Below are 17,758 nucleotides of genomic sequence, written 5' to 3'. Positions count from 1 at the left end.
ACGAGGAGCGCAAACACCATGAAGGCCATCAGCTACCGCGCCTACGGCGGACCCGAGGTCCTGGAGCTCGGCGAGCTGCCCGACCCCAAGGTCGGTCCCGACTCCGTCCTGATCAAGGTCAAGGCCGCCGCGGTCAACCCCGTCGACTGGAAGGCCCAGGCCGGCTACCTCGACTCCGTCCTGACCCCCGTCTTCCCCGTCGTCCCCGGCTGGGACGTCTCCGGCGTCGTGGTCCAGCCCGGGGCGGACGTCTCCGAGTTCCGGGCCGGCGACGAAGTCATCGGCTACGTCCGCGAGGACTTCCTCTCCCGGGGCACCTTCGCCGAGTACGTCGCCGCCCCGGTGCGCACCCTCGCCCGCAAGCCCGCCAACCTGAGCTTCGAGCAGGCCGCCGGACTGCCCCTCGCGGGCCTCACCGCCTACCAGGCGCTGGTCAAGGCGCTGGAGGTGCGGCAGGGCGACACCGTCCTGGTCCACGCGGCGGCCGGCGGCGTCGGCACGATGGCCGTCCAGATCGCGGTCCACCTCGGCGCCCGCGTGATCGGCACCGCGAGCGAGCGCAACCACGACTACCTGCGCGGCCTGGGCGCCGAGCCGGTCGTCTACGGTGACGGGCTCGCCGAACGGGTGCGGGCCCTGGCTCCGGAGGGCGTCGACGCCGCGCTCGACCTGGCCGGCGGCGACGCCCTCACGGCCTCCCCGGCCGTCCTCAAGGACGGCGGCCGCCTCGCGTCCGTCGCCGACCCGTCCGCCCTCGGCCTCGGCGGCCGCTACGTCTTCGTCCGCCCCGACGCGGCCGACCTCACGGCCCTGACCGAGCTGGCGGAGCGCGGCGCGCTCACGGTGGAGGTGGCACGGACCTTCCCCCTGGAGAAGACGGCGGAGGCCCAGCGCCTGAACGCCGAGGGCCACACCAGGGGCAAGATCGTGGTGACCGTCGACTAGACGGGACGGGCCGCCGCGCCGCGCGCGGGTGCACGGCCGTCTCCGAACGACGCGACGCGGCCACCGCACCGCGACCCCGCCCGCCGGTGACTCCCACGGGCGTCCGTGCGGTTCCGGGGCGCCGGCGGGGCGGAGGTCCGACGGGCGGCGTACGAGGGCACGGTCCGCCCGGTGGGGAGCGCGGAACGAGGTCCGTCCGGCGTCCGGGCCCGCCCCCGCCGCGAGGCCGGCGGCTTCACGGCCTGGCGAACGGGACTTTCCCGGGCGCGACGTTCGGCCTCCGGTCCTCCGGGCACCCGTACGGGCCGGGGCTCCGAGCCGCCCGGGTGCCGAGGCTCTCGTACGGTGCTCGCCCCGAGCGCCCGTACGGTGACCTATCCCCGCCCCGCCCGGCGCTCCCGCAGCAAGCGGTACGCCTCGAATCCGTCCGGTACCCAGTCCCACTCCGCGAGCCTGGCCTCCACCTCCTCCTCGGCGAGGAACGCGTGCCAGGCCACCTCCTCCGCCTGAGGCTCGACCGGCCCGTCCCACCGCACCTCGTAGACCGCCGACCACCACGACTGTCCCTCCGGCCCCTCGTAGAGGAACCGGAAGAGCGGCGTCGGGGACGGCAGGCCCGAGACGCCCAGCTCCTCCTGCGCCTCCCGCAGCGCCGCCTCGTCGTAGGACTCGCCCGCCGCCACGACACCCCCCACGAACATGTCGTAGCGCGACGGGAAGACGAGCTTGCCCGGGGTGCGGCGGTGGACGAAGATCCGCCCCTGCCCGTCCCGGGCCAGCACGAACACGCACCGGTGCCGCAGCCCCCGCGCGTACGCCTCGCCGCGTGGCGCCCGGCCCACCACCCGGTCCGCCGCGTCCACGATGTCCAGTACCTCGTCCGCCGGCGAAGGGGCCGCCGGCTGCCGCTGCTCGCTCATGGGCCCATCCAACCAGCGGGCCCCGGCGAGCGGACCCGCGCGGTGGGGGTCGTACGGCGGACGGGCCGCCTCGGTGCGGCGGGAGGTCGCGCACCCTCAGCGCGGCTGGAGGTCGCGCACCCGGCCCGGCTCCGCCGAACCCGACGGCATCGCCGGATGGCGGCCGATCAGCACGATGCCGAGGACGATCGCGGCCAGCCCCGCCGCCTCCCACGCCAGCGCCCCCGGCGTCGTCCGCAGCCGGTCGCCCAGGAAGCCGACCCCGCAGACGATGCCCGAGATCGGCTGCGCCGCCGTCAGCGCGGGCAGCGACATCCGCAGCGGCGCCGTCTCGAAGGCGCTCTGCACCAGCACCAGCGCGGTGACCCCGAGGACCAGCACCCCGTAGGGCTGCCAGCTGGTGACGAGAGTCGTCCAGCCGCCGTCCTTCAGCCGCTCGCCGCTGACCCGGGTCAGCGCGTCCTGCACGCCGTAGAGCATCCCGCCCGCGACCGCCAGCAGGGCCGCCTCCACGCTCATCCGCAGCCGCTTCGCGAGCGCCGCCAGCAGGATCGCCCCGCCCACCATGAGCCCCACGATCAGCCAGTGCCGCAGGGGATCGGTCACGGACTCACCGCCGCGCGGGCGGCCCGCGACGACGAAGGCCGCCACGCCGCCCGCCAGCAGCCACAGCCCGCACCAGCCCGTACGGCCCAGCCGCTCACGGGTCTGCCAGCGCGACAGGGCCATCGCGAACAGCAGGTTCGTCGCCATCAGGGGCTCCACCAGCGACACCTCGCCGTGGCCGAGCGCGATCGCGCCGAGCACCATGCCGACGATCATCAGCCCGATGCCGACCAGCCAGCGGGGCATGCGCATGAGGTCGAGCAGCAGCCGCGGGGAGAGGAAGTCGCTCATCGGGGCCCGCTGGGCGGCGTTCTGCTGGAAGACGAAGCCGATGCCCAGGCAACAGGCGGCACCCAGGGCGAAGGCGAAGACCATCACGTCGCGCACCTCAAGACCGGGTGGTCGTAGGGGACTTGACAGAGAAACGATAGCCGCCGCGGGGGCGGTGCGACGGCTGGGTACCCCTCTTCACGCCGTCCATCCCCGTGGAAGATCGGCCTTGACTCGGAGCTGTGACTACCGCTTTGCTGTGCGTGACCGGCATGGTCGTCCCGCGGGCTCCGCCCCGGCGGCCGGAGGGGACGCACTCCGTGGAGGAAGCCCGTAGATGACGCCCCCGCCACCCCTGGGCCGCCCACGCCGCAAGGGCGGCCCGGCCTTCGACCCCGCCCTCGACGACGCCGCGCTCGCCACCGCCCGTGACGCCCTGGCCCGCGGCCGCTGGGCCGCCGCCCGCGACCTCCTCGCCGGGACGGGCGACGACTGGGACCGCCGGGGCCACCGCCTCGTCGTCCTCGCCGAAGGCGCCGGCAGCGCCGCCCGGGCCCGCGAATGGCAGCTCGCCGAGCCCGGCAGCCCCGACGCCTCCGCCCTCCTCGCCTGTGCCGCCGTCCGTCGCGCCGTCGCCGGCGGGGAGAGCCCCGACACGGCCCGCGCGGCCTGCCTCGCCGCCGCCCGGCTGGCGCCCGCCGACCCCTCGCCCTGGCTCGCCGTCCTCGTCCTCGCCCACCGCACCGGCACCGACGACGAACGGGCCCGCGCCTTCGACCAGGTGCGCGCCCGGCACCGCGACCACCACCACGCGCACCACCTGATGGCCGCCTGCCTGGCCGAGCGGCAGCGGGGCGACCGGGACGACCCCCTCCACGAGGTCTACGACTTCGCCTCCTGGGCCGCCGAGCAGGCACCCGCCGATTCACCCCTGGCCGTGCTCCCCGTCGTCGCCCACGCCGAGCGCTACCGCGTCCTCGCCCGCGCCGGTCTCGAACCCCGTGACCCCGCGCGCTCCGGCCACTGGACCGGCCGTCGCGCGCGCCAGGTCATGAAGGCCGCCTTCGACTGGTGGCTGGAGTGGGACGTCGACGACGGCACCGCCCACCCCCGGCGGAAGATCGACCTCAACTACCTCGCGCACGCCAAGCTCCACGAGGGCCGCCCGGCCGAGACGGCCGCCCTGCTCACCCGCATCGGCCCGCACGCCACGCCCGCCCCCTGGTCGTACCCCGACCGGGACCCCCGAAAGGCGTTCCAGGCCGCGTGCCGCGCCACGTTCGGCGCCGCCTGAGGGCGCCGTGACCGCGTACGCGCCCTGCCCGTGCCCGGTTCCCGCGTGCCGGCCGGTGTGCCCGGACGCCGCGGGCGGGGTCACTCCTCCAGTCCCTTCCCCACCCGCCGCGAAGCCGTGAACGCGTACAGATCGAGCACCCCCGGCGCCTCCACGATCCCGGGACCGCCGCCGCGTACCCACTCCGCGATGTCCGCCAGCGCGTCGTCGTCATTGACCAGACCCAGCCACACCGGCCTGCCTCCCGCCGCGCGGCCGGCCGCCGAGGGCTGGACGACCACGACGTTCGCCTGCTCGCAGACGTCCAGGCACTCCGACGCCCGTACCCGCGCCGCGTCCCCCACGGCCGCGCGCAGACGGGCGATCTGTCCGGCGTGGTCGACGCCGGGCACCTTCCGCGGGTCGCCGCAGCAGCAGCCCCGGCACACCGTGATCCGGCAGGGCGCGGAGGCGGGGGCGGGCACGGCACGGCGGGAGCGGTTGGTGATCATCGGGCGATGATACGCAGCGTGAACGCGCCCGGGACATGACGCGTCCCCCACGGGAAGCCCGTGGGGGACGCGTCATGTCCCGCGGAGCGGGAGCGAAGGGAAGAGGGGAAGAGGGGAAGAGGGCCCCGGCCGTCCGTCAGTCGTGCGCCTCCGCCGTCACCGGCTTCGGGATCAGGAAGGACGTCGCGAGCGCGGCCGCCAGGATGACGACTCCGGCGATCATGCCCGAGGTGTAGCCGGTGGACGAGGACGCGTCCGAGGGGTCGGTCGCGGTCTTCACGGCGTACAGCAGGGCGAAGCTCAGGCCCGCGCCCAGGTTGAACGCGCCCGCGTTGAGGCCGGGCAGGAAGCCCGGGTTGTCCTCGGGGGAGAGGACGACCCCGAGACCGTTGAGCACGATGTTGGCCACGCCCGCGTAGGTGATGCCCACCAGCAGCGAGGCCACCAGCAGCATGACGCGCGAGTGGGACGGGAGGGTGACGATCATCAGGACGACGGAGGCCGCGGCGCCGACGAGCCCGATGCGCAGGACGCGCCCGTACCCGTAGGTGGCGGCGAGCCGCCCGGCGATCGGGCCCGTGGCCAGCCCGGCGAGGGCGTACGGCGTCAGCGTCCACCACGCGGACTGTTCGGCGCTCATGCCGAGACCGGCCTCGGCGTCCTGCGCGAACGACGGGATCAGCCCGTTCATGACGGCGAAGACGCCCGTCATGGTGAGCACGGTGGTCAGCAGGATCGCCCAGGTCGCGCGCCGGCGCAGGTGGTGGGTGGCGACCAGCGGGTGGGCGCTGCGGTCCTCGGTCCGCCAGAACAGGGCGAAGGAGACGGCGGCGACGGCCGTCAGGACGCCGACGAGCGTCCAGTTCGCGGCGCCCAGCTTGCCGGCCTCGTTGAGCGCGACGAGCAGCGAGCCGACCGAGACGACCAGCAGGCCGACACCGGGCCAGTCCATCCGGCTCGCGGCGGGCACCTTGGACTCGGGGGTCAGGGTCGCGACGAGGACGGTGGCGACGACGGCCACGACGGCCATCGCCCAGAAGACGGCCTGGAAGCCGTGGTTGTCGGCGAGGAAGCCGCCCGCGAGGGAGTCGACGCCGGCGATGCCGCCGTTCACCGCGGTGATCACGCCCAGCAGGGTGCCGTACCGCTTGGGCTCGGTGACCTCCACCCGCAGCATGATCAGGCAGAGCGGGACCGTCGGGCCGGACACGCCCTGGATCACCCGGCCGACGAAGAGCATGGGCACGCTCTGCGCCAGCGCGGCGACCACGCAGCCGACGGCCATCAGGGCCAGCATCCCGGCCAGGACCTTCCGGCGCCCGATGACGTCGCCGAGGCGCGGCAGGAAGAGCGAGAACAGGGCGGCCGAGGTGAAGAACGCGGTCTGGGTGAGCCCGATCTCGGCGGAGCTGGCACCGAGGCTGTCCTCGATGCTCTTGAGCGCCGGGCTGAGCATGCTGGCGTTGAGCTGGAAGGCGACGCAGGCCGTGAGCAGTGCGGTGACCAGCACCGCCACTCGGGTGGGGCGACTGCTGGTCGCGCCGGTGGGCCGGTCGCCGGGGGTGCGGTCAGTGCGGGAAGGGTTCATGCCTCGTGGATCTCTGCGAGCGCAGCGAAGCGGCTGCTACCGGAGTGATCAAAGATACCGACTCCGGTCAAAAGGGTCATTTCTATGGGTAACCGCTCGCGCGGATGGGCGAGTGGGCTCCCAAACACAGAAAAGCCCCAGCAAATGCTGGGGCTTTCCTTCGGTGTCCGAGGGGGGACTTGAACCCCCACGCCCGATAAAGGGCACTAGCACCTCAAGCTAGCGCGTCTGCCATTCCGCCACCCGGACCGGGTGTTTCGTCTTCCGGGCTGTTCCCTTCCGACGAGGAAAACAATACCAAAGATCTGGGGGTGCTCGATCACCCGCTCAGCCGGACCCCGGCGGACCGGCCCGAGGCTCCGGTGGCGGGTTCCGCGACGGGGGCTGCGGCGGGCGTGGCGACGGGCTCCGGTAGCGGCCCCGGGCGGCCTTCGTGACGGGCGGATGTCGGCGGTATTGCGGCCTTGGGCTGAGGCGGACGGAGAGAGAGGATGGCGATGGACCACGCCGCGGGCCCGGCCTTCTCCGGGCGGGCGCGCGGCAGCGAACCAGAGGAGGCAGCGTGAGCGAGTCGAAGCCGGCCGGCGCCGGGACGGGCAGGAGCGCCGGGGACGCCGAGAGGGAGGTCGTCGACCTCTGCCGCGATCTGATCCGGATCGACACCAGTAACTACGGCGACCACTCCGGGCCGGGCGAGCGCGCCGCCGCCGAGTACGTGGCCGAGAAGCTCGCCGAGGTCGGGCTGGAGCCGCGGATCTTCGAGTCCCACAAGGGCCGCGCCTCGACGGTGGCGAGGATCGAGGGCGAGGACCCGTCCCGCCCGGCCCTGCTCATCCACGGCCACACCGATGTCGTCCCGGCCAACGCCGAGGACTGGACCCACCACCCCTTCGCGGGTGAGATCGCCGACGGCTGCCTGTGGGGGCGCGGCGCGGTCGACATGAAGGACATGGACGCGATGACCCTCGCGGTCGTCCGCGACCGGATGCGCTCCGGGCGCAAGCCCCCGCGCGACATCGTGCTCGCCTTCCTCGCGGACGAGGAGGCCGGCGGCGTCTACGGCGCCCGCCACCTGGTGGACAAGCACCCCGGGCTCTTCGAGGGGGTCACCGAGGCGATCGGCGAGGTCGGCGGCTTCTCCTTCACCGTCAACGAGAACCTGCGGCTCTATCTGATCGAGACCGCGCAGAAGGGCATGCACTGGATGCGGCTCACCGTGGACGGCACCGCCGGCCACGGCTCGATGACCAACAAGGACAACGCGATCACGGAGCTCTGCGAGGCGGTCGGCCGGCTCGGGCGGCACGAGTTCCCGGTCCGGGTGACCAAGACCGTGCGGTCCTTCCTCGACGAGCTCTCCGACGCGCTCGGCACCCCGCTCGATCCCGAGGACATGGAGACGACGCTCACCAAGCTGGGCGGCATCGCCAAGATGATCGGCACCACCCTGCGCAACACCGCGGCCCCGACCATGCTCGGCGCCGGGTACAAGGTGAACGTCATCCCGGGCCAGGCCGTCGCGCATGTCGACGGCCGCTTCCTGCCGGGGTACGAGGAGGAGTTCCTCGCCGACCTCGACCGGATCCTCGGGCCGCGGGTCAGGCGCGAGGACGTCCACGCGGACAAGGCGCTGGAGACGAGCTTCGACGGTGCCCTCGTCGACGCGATGCAGTCGGCGCTCAAGGCCGAGGACCCGATCGCGCGGGCCGTGCCGTACATGCTCTCCGGCGGCACCGACGCCAAGTCCTTCGACGACCTCGGGATCCGCTGCTTCGGTTTCGCGCCGCTCCAGCTGCCGCCGGAGCTCGACTTCGCGGGGATGTTCCACGGCGTCGACGAGCGGGTGCCCCTGGAGGGCCTGAAGTTCGGCGCACGGGTGCTCGACCGGTTCATCGATCAGTGCTGAAACATCGTAAATTCGTTTCTTCGCCACCGGAAAGAGTGAATGAATTGAGGGTTGCGTAGCCCGATTACCTCCTCGTCGTTACAGGTGTGCGGTCCGCGGCTGGGACCGCTTGCCAACTAGGAGGAATCAATGCTCAAGAAGGTTGTCGCTGCTGCGGCGGTCACCGGTGGTGTCGTGCTCGCGGGCTCGGGCGTCGCCATGGCCAGCTCGGGTGCGCAGGGCGCCGCGGTGAACTCCCCCGGCGTCGTGTCGGGGAACGTCATCCAGGCCCCGGTGCACGTCCCGGTGAACGTCTGCGGCAACTCGATCAACATCGTCGGGCTGCTGAACCCCACCTTCGGCAACAAGTGCGTCAACAACTGACGTTGTGCCTCATCCCGTAAAGGGTGTGAAGGGCGGCTCCGGGGCGCGCTGCGCGCGTGCCTCCGGAGCCGTCCGGTCTTCCTGCGCGTGGGCCTCGTGCGCCCACGCGTGTTCCGCACGGTAAGGCAAGAGAGGCAGTAACGTCATGCGACAGGTGGCCAAGAAGAGCTTGATCACCGCGGCGGCGGCAAGTGGCGTGATCGCCATGACCGGCGCGTACTCCTACGCGGACTCGGGGGCCCACGGCGCGGCCTCCCACTCGCCGGGTGTGGCGTCCGGTAACACCGTCCAGGTCCCCGTACACATCCCGGTGAACGCCTGCGGCAACACCGTGAATGTGATCGGTGCGCTCAACCCGGCCTCGGGCAACCGCTGTGCCAACGGCGGCGGCCACGGCAAGGGCGGCCACGGCAAGGGCGGCGGCAACCACGGCTCCGGGGGCGCGCACGGCGCGGCCTCCCACTCGCCGGGTGTCGCCTCCGGTAACACCGTCCAGGTCCCGGTGCACGTCCCGGTGAACGCCTGCGGCAACAGCGTCAACGTCGTCGGCATCGGGAACTCCACCACCGGAAACGGCTGCGCCAACGCCGGTGGCCACGTCGGTGGTCACGACCACCAGTGGCCGGGTCACCCCGGGCACAACAACCCGCCCCACCAGCCTCCGGGCAAGCCGGGGCACCCCGGGGAGCACAAGCCCCCCACGCACCACACCCCGGGTCACGAGCAGCCCGGCCACAAGCCGCCTGCCCACCCCCACAAGCCGGCGGACCACAAGCCCGCCGAGCACCCGACCGGCCACAAGCCGGGCGGACACCCCACGGGTCACAAGCCCACCGGGGAGCACCCCGCGCACATCACCCCCGCTGCGCACCGCACCCCGGCCGAGGTGAAGGACGCCCACCGTGACGGTGGCGTCCTCGCGGCCCCGGCGGCCAAGGCCGTCGAGCTCGCGCACACCGGCGCGGGTCAGCTCGGCATGGCCGGCGCCGCCAGCGCCGGACTGCTCCTGGGCGGGGCGGTCATCTACCGCCGCGCCCGCGCCGCGCAGAACTGATCCGGCTCACCCCGGACGGAGCGGCACCAGGCACACAGCACGGAGCGGGGCCCGCGGCCGCGGGCCCCGCTCCGTATGCGTTCACCACGTCGCACGCAGCTGGCGGATGATCCGGCGTCGCAGCCGCACCCGGCGGCTGCCGTCGGGATAGAGTCGCAGTCGGTCCAACTCCCAGTGTCTGTACTCGGCATGGTCGGTCAGCAGGCGTGTGGTCGCCCCTCGGGAGACCCCGCGAGGCACATACACATCACAGAATTCGTATTCCGGCATCGCATCTATTGTGTGGCCTCCACGCCTCCCTGACCAGGGGCCATGCCCCGGAACCCCATCTGACCTGCGCAGGAAGCGGCTACGGGTGTAACCGAGTGGCTAGGGGTGGCCAGAGGTGACCTGTACGGCATGTGTACGCCGAGACGGTCACTGCGGGCGGCCTCTGAAAACCGTCCCCGGGCGCCGCAGCGGCGTCCCCTCCCCCTTACACCGGTAGCACTGGCACAGCGGCCACCGGTCATCGATCAACGGCGCGTTGGGCAGTTCCTCGATCCTGGCCGACCACGACTTGACCTCCCGCATCTGCTTGGTCTGCCCGTTGTAGTCGTACACCTTGATCCAGAGATGCGTCATCGCTGATTCCGTCCGGTCGCGTGCAGGGCGTACCTGCCAGAAAACCGGCCGGGTGGATCTCGCAGAGAGTGCCTGTCTGTAGTCCTGCCCGTAATCCAGAATTGGCGACATGGCAGGCGTGGAAAACATCGGTCCGATGATCCGGAGACTGCGCCAGGAACGTGGCTGGTCTCAATCCGACCTTGCCCGGAAGCTGAACGATGCTGCCGGAGGGTCGCCGACACTCGACAGGCAGCACGTCTACCGGTGGGAGACCGGCCGCCGCACCCCCCGGGACTGGCTCCCGTTCCTGGCCGCCGTGTTCCGGGTGGACGTGGAGACGCTGGAGCGGGCCACTGCGGCAGGCAGGACGGCCGCCACGCCTCCCGTGCCGACCGTGGCCGACTTCCTGCCCGAGGGTGACCCGTTCGCCCCCCTGGCGACGCGTGAGGGCCGCCGGATCGGGGCCAGCACCGTGGCCGACCTGAACGGGCGGGTGCACGGCCTCCGGCTGGCCGATGACGTCGTGTACGGCCGGGACCTGATCGGCCGGGCCCTGCGGGAGCTGCGGGCGGCTGTGACCCTCTACCGGGAGTCGACGTTCACGGACGAGACCGGCCGCCAACTCTTGCAGGGCATAGGGGAGTTGGCGCAGATCGCCGGTTGGATCGCCTCGGACGCGGGCCAGCATGAGGACGCGGAGCGCATCTATCGACTCGGTCTGTCGGCGGCACATCAGGCCGGGGATGCCACCCTGGCGGGCAACCTCCTGGGATCGCTCGCCTACCAGACGGCCAATATGGGGGATCCCCTGGAGGCCGTGGCCATGGCGCAGGCGGCGGCCGACGGCGCGGGGGAGGCTCCGCCCCGGGCGCGGGCCCTGTACCTCGATCGCGTGGCGTGGGCTCACACGCAGGCCGGGCAGGCGCAACCGGCCATGCGGGCACTCGGGGAGGCCGGGGAGGCGATCACGGAGCACACGGACGGCACGGAAGAGCCGGGGTACCTCTACTGGGTGTCGCCGGACGAACTGAAGGTGATGGAGGCCCGGGTGTACACGGAGCTGCACCGGCCGCTGCGGGCCGTCCCGCGCCTGCGTGACGTCCTCGGACAGTACGACGCGACGCACGCCCGGGAACTGGCCCTGTACCTGTCCTGGCTCGCCGTGGCCCTGGCCGACGCGAACGAACCGGAGGAGGCGGCGGCCACGGCGGACCGCATGATCCGGATGTCCGCCGACGTGGCGAGCGACCGGACCGACGGGCGGGCGGCCGTCGTGCTGAAGCGGCTGGAGGACTTCCGGGACGTCCCCGAGGTGGCCAGCCTCCTGGAGGAGTTCCCGGCCGCGTAGGCGGCAACGACCCCTCCGGGAAAAGTTTCTGACGGGTCCTCCTGCCCAACCTGATGAACCTGTTCCGAGGTTGAGCCCTGCCCTCGCTCCTGGTGCAGCGTGAGACGCAGTCAGCCGCTTGACGCACCGTTTCGCCGGTCTATGCTCGGAGGTAGATCACTCATAGCAACGGATGGTGCTGATACAGCACCAGAGGAGGCGGATATGGCAACGGCGCAGGCGACCGAGACCCGTAAGGCGGTGCTCACGCCCCGGCAGGTCGAAGAGGAGTACAGCATCAGCGTTCACACCCTGCGGGCCCACCGGTACCGCAAGACGGGACCCAAGTACCTGAAGGCTCCCGGCCGCAGCGGACACACCCGCTACCGGCGCGCGGACATCGAGGAGTGGCTGAACGGGCAGGTCATCGACCCCGAGGCGCAGCGATGAGCGCCGGGCAGGTGGCCACGGCCCTGGAGCTGGCCGCCCTGGGCGTCCCGGTCTTCCCGCTGCGCGGTAAGCGACCCCTGGCGCTCTGCCCGGCCTGTGAGGGCAACCGGTGCGGCGGACGGCCGCACATGCGCTCCAAGGGACTGTGCCGGTGCCCGAGGCCCTGCCACGGGTGGGCGGCGGCCACGACCGACCGAGGCGTCATCACATCCCCGGCGTGGGCTCCGGCGTGGCGGCAGGCGGACGGCGTGGGCTGGCACCCCGGCGGCGCCTTCACGCAGGGCGTGACGGTCGTCGACCTGGACGACGCGGCGGCCGTGACGTGGGCCAGGGCAACGCTCCCGGCCACCCGGACCGTGCAGACCTCCCGGGGCGAGCACTGGCTGTACCTGGGCGGCATGACCTCCTCGAACGCCGTACGCCCCGGGGTCGACCTGAAGTCCCGCATGGCGTACGCCGTCTGGCGCGGCCGGGGGACGGGACAGATGGTCCGGCTCCCGGAGGCCGTCCGCGTCCTGGGCTCACGGGAAGAGGCCACCTCCTCCTCCTCCTCCTCGGGCCGCATCGTTCTGTCCGCTCCGCGACCGGCGGCGGCCTCCTCGGTACGGACGTCGTGGGAGCGGGAGGTGACCACCGGGTGCCGTCACACGGAGGGGTACGTGAGCCGGGGCGTGGAGCTGGCCCGGCAGCACATCACGGCCCACCGGACGAACGGCGCCGGGACGGCCACGTACGGCCGCGCCAGGGCGATAGCCAGCGCTCACCGGGACTGCCCCGGGCCCTGCCCCCTGACGGGCGTCTGGCAGGCACTGAAGGACGCGGCCGTGTCGGTCGGCGTCCCCGAGGAGTACGCGGTGCGGCAGGTCAGGCAGGGAATCGCCGCAGCGTGAACGGTCAGCCGGCTGGCCTAGGCCGATCGGTGTGCAGGCAAGCGGAAGGGCCCAGGGTTGCAGCCCCGGGCCCTCCAGAAGAAGTCAGAAGTCCGTCCCCTGGGGGCGGCCCGCAACCTCTCCTTTCCAGTACCCACGGTACAAGAGTCGGCGGGCCAACCACAGGTCGACGGCATCACCTTCAGGAGACACAGTGATGCCCGAACAGAACGACTGGAGCGACATCCCCGGAGCCATCCCGCCCGAGGAGGCCGAACGGTCCATCGGGGAACTCCGTTCGTGGGCCATGGCGAACGGCATCGACCCCGACACCACGTCGGCGGCCAACATCCTGGCCGCACGCAAGGCGGCCATGAGCGCGGCGCAGGCGGCCGTGCCGCTCCCCGGCCCCCGGGCCGCCACCGGGGCCATGTCCGGCATGAACAGCCTGAACCTGACGGACGGCTGGCAGTACGACGTGGCGTCCATCGGAGCGGAGCCGCACCTGATCCGGGACGTCCTGGAGCGCCAGTCGGCCGCGTGGCTCGTCGGGCCGTCCGGCTCGTACAAGTCGTTCATCGCCCTGTCCATGGCCATCTGCGTGGCCACCGGCCGCCCCTGGTACGACCGCGAGACGTACGCCGGGCCGGTCGTCTACATCTGCTCCGAGGGCTCCAAGGCGTGGGGCAAGCGCATGGCGGCCTACGCGCAGGTGCACGGGATCTCCGGCGACCGGCACCCGTTCTACCTGCGCCCGGCTCCCATCGAGATCGGGAGCGAGGAGTGGGAGGCCCTGGCCGCCCTCCTGGAGCACGTGCGGCCCGCTCTCGTCGTCGTCGACACGCAGGCGCAGTGCGCCACGGCGGCCGACGAGAACAGCAACTCCGAGATGGCGCGCATCGTCAAGCGGCTGGCGGCTATGGCCAACCGGACCGGCGCGGCCGTCCTCACGGTCCACCACTCCGGCCACGGCAAGGAAGGCCGGGACATCCGGGCCCGAGGCGCCTCCTCGATCTACGCGGCGGCGGACACGGAGCTGAAGGTGGTCCCGAAGGAACAGACCATCGACGACCGGGGCCAGGAGTCCATCCGGTACATCTCCCTGGAGGCCAGCAAGCAGAAGGACATGCCGACGGGCCCGGTCGTCACCCTGTCCCCGCACGTCGTGGAGATCAACGGGGCGACCGACTACTACGGGAGGCCGGTTACGTCCCTGGTGCTGGTCGACATCGACCCGCCCAAGGGGGACGACGCGAGCACCCCGGAGGAGTGGGCCGCCATGCTCTACGCGGCCGGTGTGCGGGAGGCCATGGGCCGTGACCGGCTGATCCAGGAGGCGAACGTGAAGGGCCTGGAGGGCTTCCCCCGGAAGGCGGCCGAGGCGGCGAAGGTGGCCAAGGCGCACAAGGAACTGATCGCCCGGAAGGCGGCCGAGGGACAGGGCGCGTTCGACGAGTAGGCGGAGGGCTCCCGGGCGACTGTTCCCCTGTTCCCCGTTCCCGGGCCTCCTGAGCACAGCCCCCCAACCGTGTCCGGTATGGGGGGTTTTGCTTGTTCCCCAGACCTGTTCCCAGGGGCCTGTTCCGACCATGATCGGGGAACAGTTCCCCGGACTGTTCCCACTGTTCCCTGATCTTGTAAAGGTGCAGGTCAGACCTGTTCCCACCCTCGGGAACAATTGTTCCTGGGCGTCCACTGTTCCCTGTTCCCCCCCCTATAGGGGGGAACAGTTGGGACGGCGGGAACAGGTCGGAGGAACAGAACAGGCGGCAGACTGGCCGCATGAGCGCTTTCTACGACTACTCGGGGGGCGGTCGCTTCCCGCAGTACAGGGACTTCAGGCCCGGCGGCACGGGCGTCAACGACTACGGCGAGACGTACGAGGAACTGTTGCGGCGCCTCCTCCTGGGTGGCCCAATGCCGGTACGGCTTCCCAGGACGTCACAGGAGGCCGTCAGGGGCACTCCCGCGCCCGTGGAGGTATCCGAGGAACCGTCGGCCGGAGCGGGCCCGCAGGAGTGGGCACAGTGGCTCTACGACAACGGCGTGACCCGTCCCGGCGGGCGGGACGCTCTCCGGCGCCAGGCCCTCCGCCTCGGGGCGCAGCGGTACCCGGGGAAGTCGACCATCGGGGCGGCCGTCGCCAGGGCTCACCGGCAGGTGTGCGCCGACGCGGCACGGGAGCGCTCCAAGCTCGCCTACGCCGAGGGGTTCGGGGTGCGTCCCTGAGAACGGGTCTCCCACCGGCCTACGGCCGGTGCTCGCAGAAGAGGCCACCTCTTCCTCCTCTTGGTCCCTGACGTCCGGGAGCGCGGGAGCGGGTGGCCTCTTGCTCTTGGAGCACCCCGCGCAGCGGGTGCGACTCCCACGGCAAGGGCGTGACAGGCTGGCCGTGTGCGCCGAGGAGGGTGCAGCAGAGAGCCCCCGGCCGCTTCCCTCGGTCGGGGGCTCTCGACGTCTCAGGCGGCCGTCTGTGGTTACCAGTTTTTACCAGTCGGCCCCAGGGAGAAGAGGACCGTCAGGGGTTCTCAGGCGGCCGTCTGTGCCCTCGGGGGCTCCCGGTCCTCCGGCCGTCCGTCACGGCGCCTGCCGGGGCGGACATGACGAGAGCCCCGCCAACTCGAATGGCGGGGCTCTCAGGGGGTGTCAGCGGGCCGTATGCGGCCTTACCGGCTGGCCACCCGTCGGCGGTTCCGTTCCGCCCTCTTGGCCGACAGGACGGCCAGCACCGTGGCCACGGCGTGGATGATCTCGAACATCTCAGATACTCCTCGGGTTGATCGCGGTCGGGTGCTTCAGGCGGACAGGGCGGTCACCTTGTCGGCGTACTTCTGGCGGGCCGCCAGTGCCGCCTTGGGGGCGCCGGTCACGGTCATGCGGGCCATGGCCTCATGCGTCCGGACCGGGGCCAGGACGACCCACAGCTTGCCGCGCGGCTCCGCCTGCGCCACTGCGCGTTTCATGTCCTCCGTGCCCTGGCTGAACACGACGGCCCGGTAGCTGTCGGCCATGGGTACCCGCACGTACTCCTCTTCGGTCACCTCCACGGCTGTCTGCCCGGTGCCCTCCTCCACGGTCACCGGCTCCGCCCCGGTCGTGCTCCCGTCCTTCACGTCCGTCTTGCTCCCGTACTCCACGGACGTCTTGTCGTGTTCCTTCAGGGCCTGGGAGATAGCTCCCACGGACGGGTTCCGCGTCTTCCCGTCGGCCGTCCTGTACGTCAGGTGCGGCTGAATCTGCCGGATCGTGAATCCCTTCTCCCGCAGCGCCACGGCCTGCGCGGTCATTGCCTCGGACATGACCGGCCGACGGCCGCCGATGCGCCCCCTCTTCCGGGCCGCCTCCAGGCCGTTCTTTGTCTTCTTCACGATGTCCCGGCGCCGGTCCTCCGCCAGGGCGAACGCCAGGTCAAGGATCAGACTCCGCTCCGTGTGCTCGCCCCGGGCGATGCCGTCGAGAACCTTCACGGAGTAGCCGCGCTCGAACAGGTCGGTCAGCATGATCAAACCTTCGAGGAGGTTGCGACCGAGGCGGTCAACTTCCTGCACGCAGAGCATGTCTCCGTCTCGCATGAACCCGAGGGCCGCTTGCAGCGCCGGACGCTCCGCCACGTTCGTCTTGCCGCTGATCTTCTCTTCGAAGATCCGGATGCACCCTGCCTCCTTCAGGGCGTCGTGCTGGCGTGCCGTCTCCTGCTTGTCGGTGCTCACTCGCACCAGACCGATCAGTGCCATGACCTCTCCGTTCATCAAACGTGCTTGCCGACAAGATGAACAGTAGCACATAGATGAACGGGTTGATGAACAGATCAGAGGTTGGTCGGCGGGTGAACAGGGGGAGTTGGCGCAGGTTCACCTAACGACCGTTTGATGAACAGGTCTCCAGGCTCTGCATACCCCGTGATCACACGCGTGAGCCTGCGCGTGTGCGCGTGCGTGCGCGCGGGCGCGGGCGCGCGAGGCCCCGAGGATCGACAAATAAAAGCGGCAGGCGTGCCCGTCGGCTTTTGAGGTCTGAAGGTTTAGACCAGTCGATTTGGTCGGCTGGCACTTCACGACTCGCGTGCGCCTGCGCGACGCACGGCGCGGGCCGACGGGCCCGGCGGATAGTCGGGGCATGGGAATGCCGGGCGAATGCGTGCGTGCGTGCCCAGGGGTGCCAGGGGGCGCCATGTTGCGCCGTGCGTGGCTGACAGGAGACGGGGGAGGCATGGGGAGGCTTGCCGGGGGTGCCAGAGAAAATCCGGGCGGGCCGGAAGCCGGGCGGATCGAGAAAAAGAACTCCCGGGAGAAAACCAATTTCTCTCACGAATGCGAGATTGGGTCCCCGGTTTAGGTCGTCTGTCCGTTCACGCGTGGCTCACGTGGGCGAGTGATCAAAAACGGCCCGCAGAATGGGGCCTCTGGCGGCCTGCCAGCGTTGCCCCGGTGTGATTCCCTCCGGCCCGCCCTGCGGGGCTCTCTGGCGGCCGTACAGAGGGCCTGTCCTGAAGGCCGTAAACCCCCAGGTCAGAGCGCTGCGGATCGAGCCGGGCGAGCCCTTGTCGTGACGCATAGCGGTACATAAAGGCGCGAAACGGGCACGGTTTGCGCGGAACCTTGCGGTAGGCCATGCGCGACGGCGGCCACCGGGCATGATCGGCAAGGCCGGAGGGTGTCCGGAAGGGTTGCGCGGCCCTTTGCGCCCGACCTTGCGGCAGGCCACTTCGGGTTCCTATGCGGCAGGCTGGCGCGGGTCGGCGTGCGGGCCCTTGCGCCCGGCCTTGCGGCAGACCTCCCCCGGGGGAGTGTCCGGGCAGGTCAGAGGGTGTCGAGGAGTGTTGCACGGGGGTTGCACAGCCGGTTGCGGCGGCCAGAAAACCCCAGAGGACAGCCGGTCGGCCGAATCCGGAGGGCGAGAAAATCCGGCGCCGCTTGTTGACGCGGAGCCAGCCGGCCTAGGCCATCAACCCTGGTCAGTGGCCCTGTCGTTGCTGACACCCGTAGGCGTGCGAGAGCCCCCGGGGCTCGTCAGGTCCGGGGGCTCTCTGGGTGTTGACCGCGTCGGGAGGCTGGCCAGCCGACAGGTAC

General features: G+C 71.6%; 17 protein-coding genes and 1 tRNA gene. 10 read left to right on the top strand and 8 right to left on the bottom strand.

Features of this window, described 5'->3' with window-relative positions:
• The first annotated feature begins 18 nt into the window (after nucleotides 1–18).
• Complete coding sequence (locus LUZ64_RS10145; RefSeq protein WP_095579163.1) at nucleotides 19–945, top strand: NADP-dependent oxidoreductase; 927 nt, start codon at nucleotides 19–21, stop codon at nucleotides 943–945.
• A gap of 374 nt (nucleotides 946–1,319) precedes the next feature.
• Here LUZ64_RS10145 and LUZ64_RS10140 read toward each other — a convergent pair whose 3' ends face one another.
• Nucleotides 1,320–1,865 carry an NUDIX hydrolase gene (locus LUZ64_RS10140; protein WP_095579162.1) on the bottom strand — a complete coding sequence of 182 codons (546 nt, stop codon included), beginning with the start codon at nucleotides 1,863–1,865 and terminating at the stop codon, nucleotides 1,320–1,322.
• Nucleotides 1,866–1,961: 96 nt separating this feature from the next.
• Nucleotides 1,962–2,846 carry a DMT family transporter gene (locus LUZ64_RS10135; protein WP_095579161.1) on the bottom strand — a complete coding sequence of 295 codons (885 nt, stop codon included), beginning with the start codon at nucleotides 2,844–2,846 and terminating at the stop codon, nucleotides 1,962–1,964.
• Nucleotides 2,847–3,078: 232 nt separating this feature from the next.
• Between LUZ64_RS10135 and LUZ64_RS10130 the strand changes: the two genes are divergently transcribed.
• The gene (locus LUZ64_RS10130) at nucleotides 3,079–4,035 is read left to right on the top strand and encodes a hypothetical protein (protein WP_095579160.1); all 957 of its coding nucleotides are present in this window, start codon (nucleotides 3,079–3,081) and stop codon (nucleotides 4,033–4,035) included.
• An 80-nt stretch (nucleotides 4,036–4,115) separates the two neighbouring features.
• Here LUZ64_RS10130 and LUZ64_RS10125 read toward each other — a convergent pair whose 3' ends face one another.
• From LUZ64_RS10125 to LUZ64_RS10115, 3 genes are all read right to left on the bottom strand, one after another.
• Nucleotides 4,116–4,526 carry a (2Fe-2S) ferredoxin domain-containing protein gene (locus tag LUZ64_RS10125; protein ID WP_211304932.1) on the bottom strand — a complete coding sequence of 137 codons (411 nt, stop codon included), beginning with the start codon at nucleotides 4,524–4,526 and terminating at the stop codon, nucleotides 4,116–4,118.
• A 136-nt stretch (nucleotides 4,527–4,662) separates the two neighbouring features.
• Nucleotides 4,663–6,114: a uridine transporter UriT gene (gene uriT, locus LUZ64_RS10120; RefSeq protein WP_095579159.1), complete on the bottom strand. Its 1,452-nt coding sequence runs from the start codon at nucleotides 6,112–6,114 to the stop codon at nucleotides 4,663–4,665.
• Nucleotides 6,115–6,278: 164 nt separating this feature from the next.
• A tRNA-Leu gene (locus LUZ64_RS10115) sits at nucleotides 6,279–6,363 on the bottom strand.
• Nucleotides 6,364–6,676: 313 nt separating this feature from the next.
• Between LUZ64_RS10115 and LUZ64_RS10110 the strand changes: the two genes are divergently transcribed.
• The 3 genes from LUZ64_RS10110 to LUZ64_RS10100 all read left to right on the top strand — a co-directional run bounded on the left by LUZ64_RS10110 (nucleotide 6,677) and on the right by LUZ64_RS10100 (nucleotide 9,437).
• A complete protein-coding gene (locus LUZ64_RS10110) occupies nucleotides 6,677–8,020 on the top strand; it encodes a M20/M25/M40 family metallo-hydrolase (protein WP_095579158.1) in 1,344 nt (447 codons plus the stop codon).
• A gap of 129 nt (nucleotides 8,021–8,149) precedes the next feature.
• Nucleotides 8,150–8,383: a chaplin gene (locus LUZ64_RS10105; protein ID WP_095579157.1), complete on the top strand. Its 234-nt coding sequence runs from the start codon at nucleotides 8,150–8,152 to the stop codon at nucleotides 8,381–8,383.
• 145 nt (nucleotides 8,384–8,528) lie between these two features.
• On the top strand, nucleotides 8,529–9,437 hold the full coding sequence (locus LUZ64_RS10100; RefSeq protein WP_095579156.1) for a chaplin: 909 nt from the start codon (nucleotides 8,529–8,531) through the stop codon (nucleotides 9,435–9,437).
• 81 nt (nucleotides 9,438–9,518) lie between these two features.
• Here LUZ64_RS10100 and LUZ64_RS10095 read toward each other — a convergent pair whose 3' ends face one another.
• Together LUZ64_RS10095 and LUZ64_RS10090 are read right to left on the bottom strand one after the other, a co-directional pair.
• Nucleotides 9,519–9,707 carry a DUF5703 family protein gene (locus tag LUZ64_RS10095; protein ID WP_095579155.1) on the bottom strand — a complete coding sequence of 63 codons (189 nt, stop codon included), beginning with the start codon at nucleotides 9,705–9,707 and terminating at the stop codon, nucleotides 9,519–9,521.
• A 147-nt stretch (nucleotides 9,708–9,854) separates the two neighbouring features.
• Nucleotides 9,855–10,061, bottom strand: coding sequence for a hypothetical protein (locus LUZ64_RS10090; protein WP_095579154.1), 207 nt, complete (start codon nucleotides 10,059–10,061; stop codon nucleotides 9,855–9,857).
• A gap of 109 nt (nucleotides 10,062–10,170) precedes the next feature.
• Here LUZ64_RS10090 and LUZ64_RS10085 point away from each other — a divergent pair, with 109 nt between their 5' ends.
• The 5 genes from LUZ64_RS10085 to LUZ64_RS10065 all read left to right on the top strand — a co-directional run bounded on the left by LUZ64_RS10085 (nucleotide 10,171) and on the right by LUZ64_RS10065 (nucleotide 14,918).
• Complete coding sequence (locus tag LUZ64_RS10085) at nucleotides 10,171–11,391, top strand: helix-turn-helix transcriptional regulator (protein WP_095579153.1); 1,221 nt, start codon at nucleotides 10,171–10,173, stop codon at nucleotides 11,389–11,391.
• 204 nt (nucleotides 11,392–11,595) lie between these two features.
• Entirely contained in the window at nucleotides 11,596–11,820 is a 225-nt protein-coding gene (locus LUZ64_RS10080) for a helix-turn-helix transcriptional regulator (protein WP_095579152.1), read from the top strand.
• Nucleotides 11,817–12,710 (top strand): bifunctional DNA primase/polymerase, encoded by an 894-nt coding sequence (locus LUZ64_RS10075; RefSeq protein WP_095579151.1) that lies wholly within the window; start codon nucleotides 11,817–11,819, stop codon nucleotides 12,708–12,710. The genes LUZ64_RS10080 and LUZ64_RS10075 overlap by 4 nt, the downstream gene beginning before the upstream one ends.
• Nucleotides 12,711–12,906: 196 nt before the next feature.
• Nucleotides 12,907–14,148: an AAA family ATPase gene (locus tag LUZ64_RS10070; protein ID WP_095579150.1), complete on the top strand. Its 1,242-nt coding sequence runs from the start codon at nucleotides 12,907–12,909 to the stop codon at nucleotides 14,146–14,148.
• A gap of 323 nt (nucleotides 14,149–14,471) precedes the next feature.
• Complete coding sequence (locus LUZ64_RS10065; RefSeq protein ID WP_095579149.1) at nucleotides 14,472–14,918, top strand: hypothetical protein; 447 nt, start codon at nucleotides 14,472–14,474, stop codon at nucleotides 14,916–14,918.
• 566 nt (nucleotides 14,919–15,484) lie between these two features.
• On the opposite strand, the gene LUZ64_RS10060 is transcribed toward LUZ64_RS10065, so the two are convergent.
• Nucleotides 15,485–16,423 (bottom strand): recombinase family protein, encoded by a 939-nt coding sequence (locus LUZ64_RS10060; protein WP_095579148.1) that lies wholly within the window; start codon nucleotides 16,421–16,423, stop codon nucleotides 15,485–15,487.
• Between the last annotated feature and the right edge of the window lie 1,335 nt (nucleotides 16,424–17,758).

Source organism: Streptomyces albireticuli (assembly GCF_021228125.1).
Classification (GTDB): domain Bacteria; phylum Actinomycetota; class Actinomycetes; order Streptomycetales; family Streptomycetaceae; genus Streptomyces; species Streptomyces albireticuli.
Note: the sequence above shows the minus strand (reverse complement) of the source record. Positions and strands in the feature narration are given on the sequence as shown.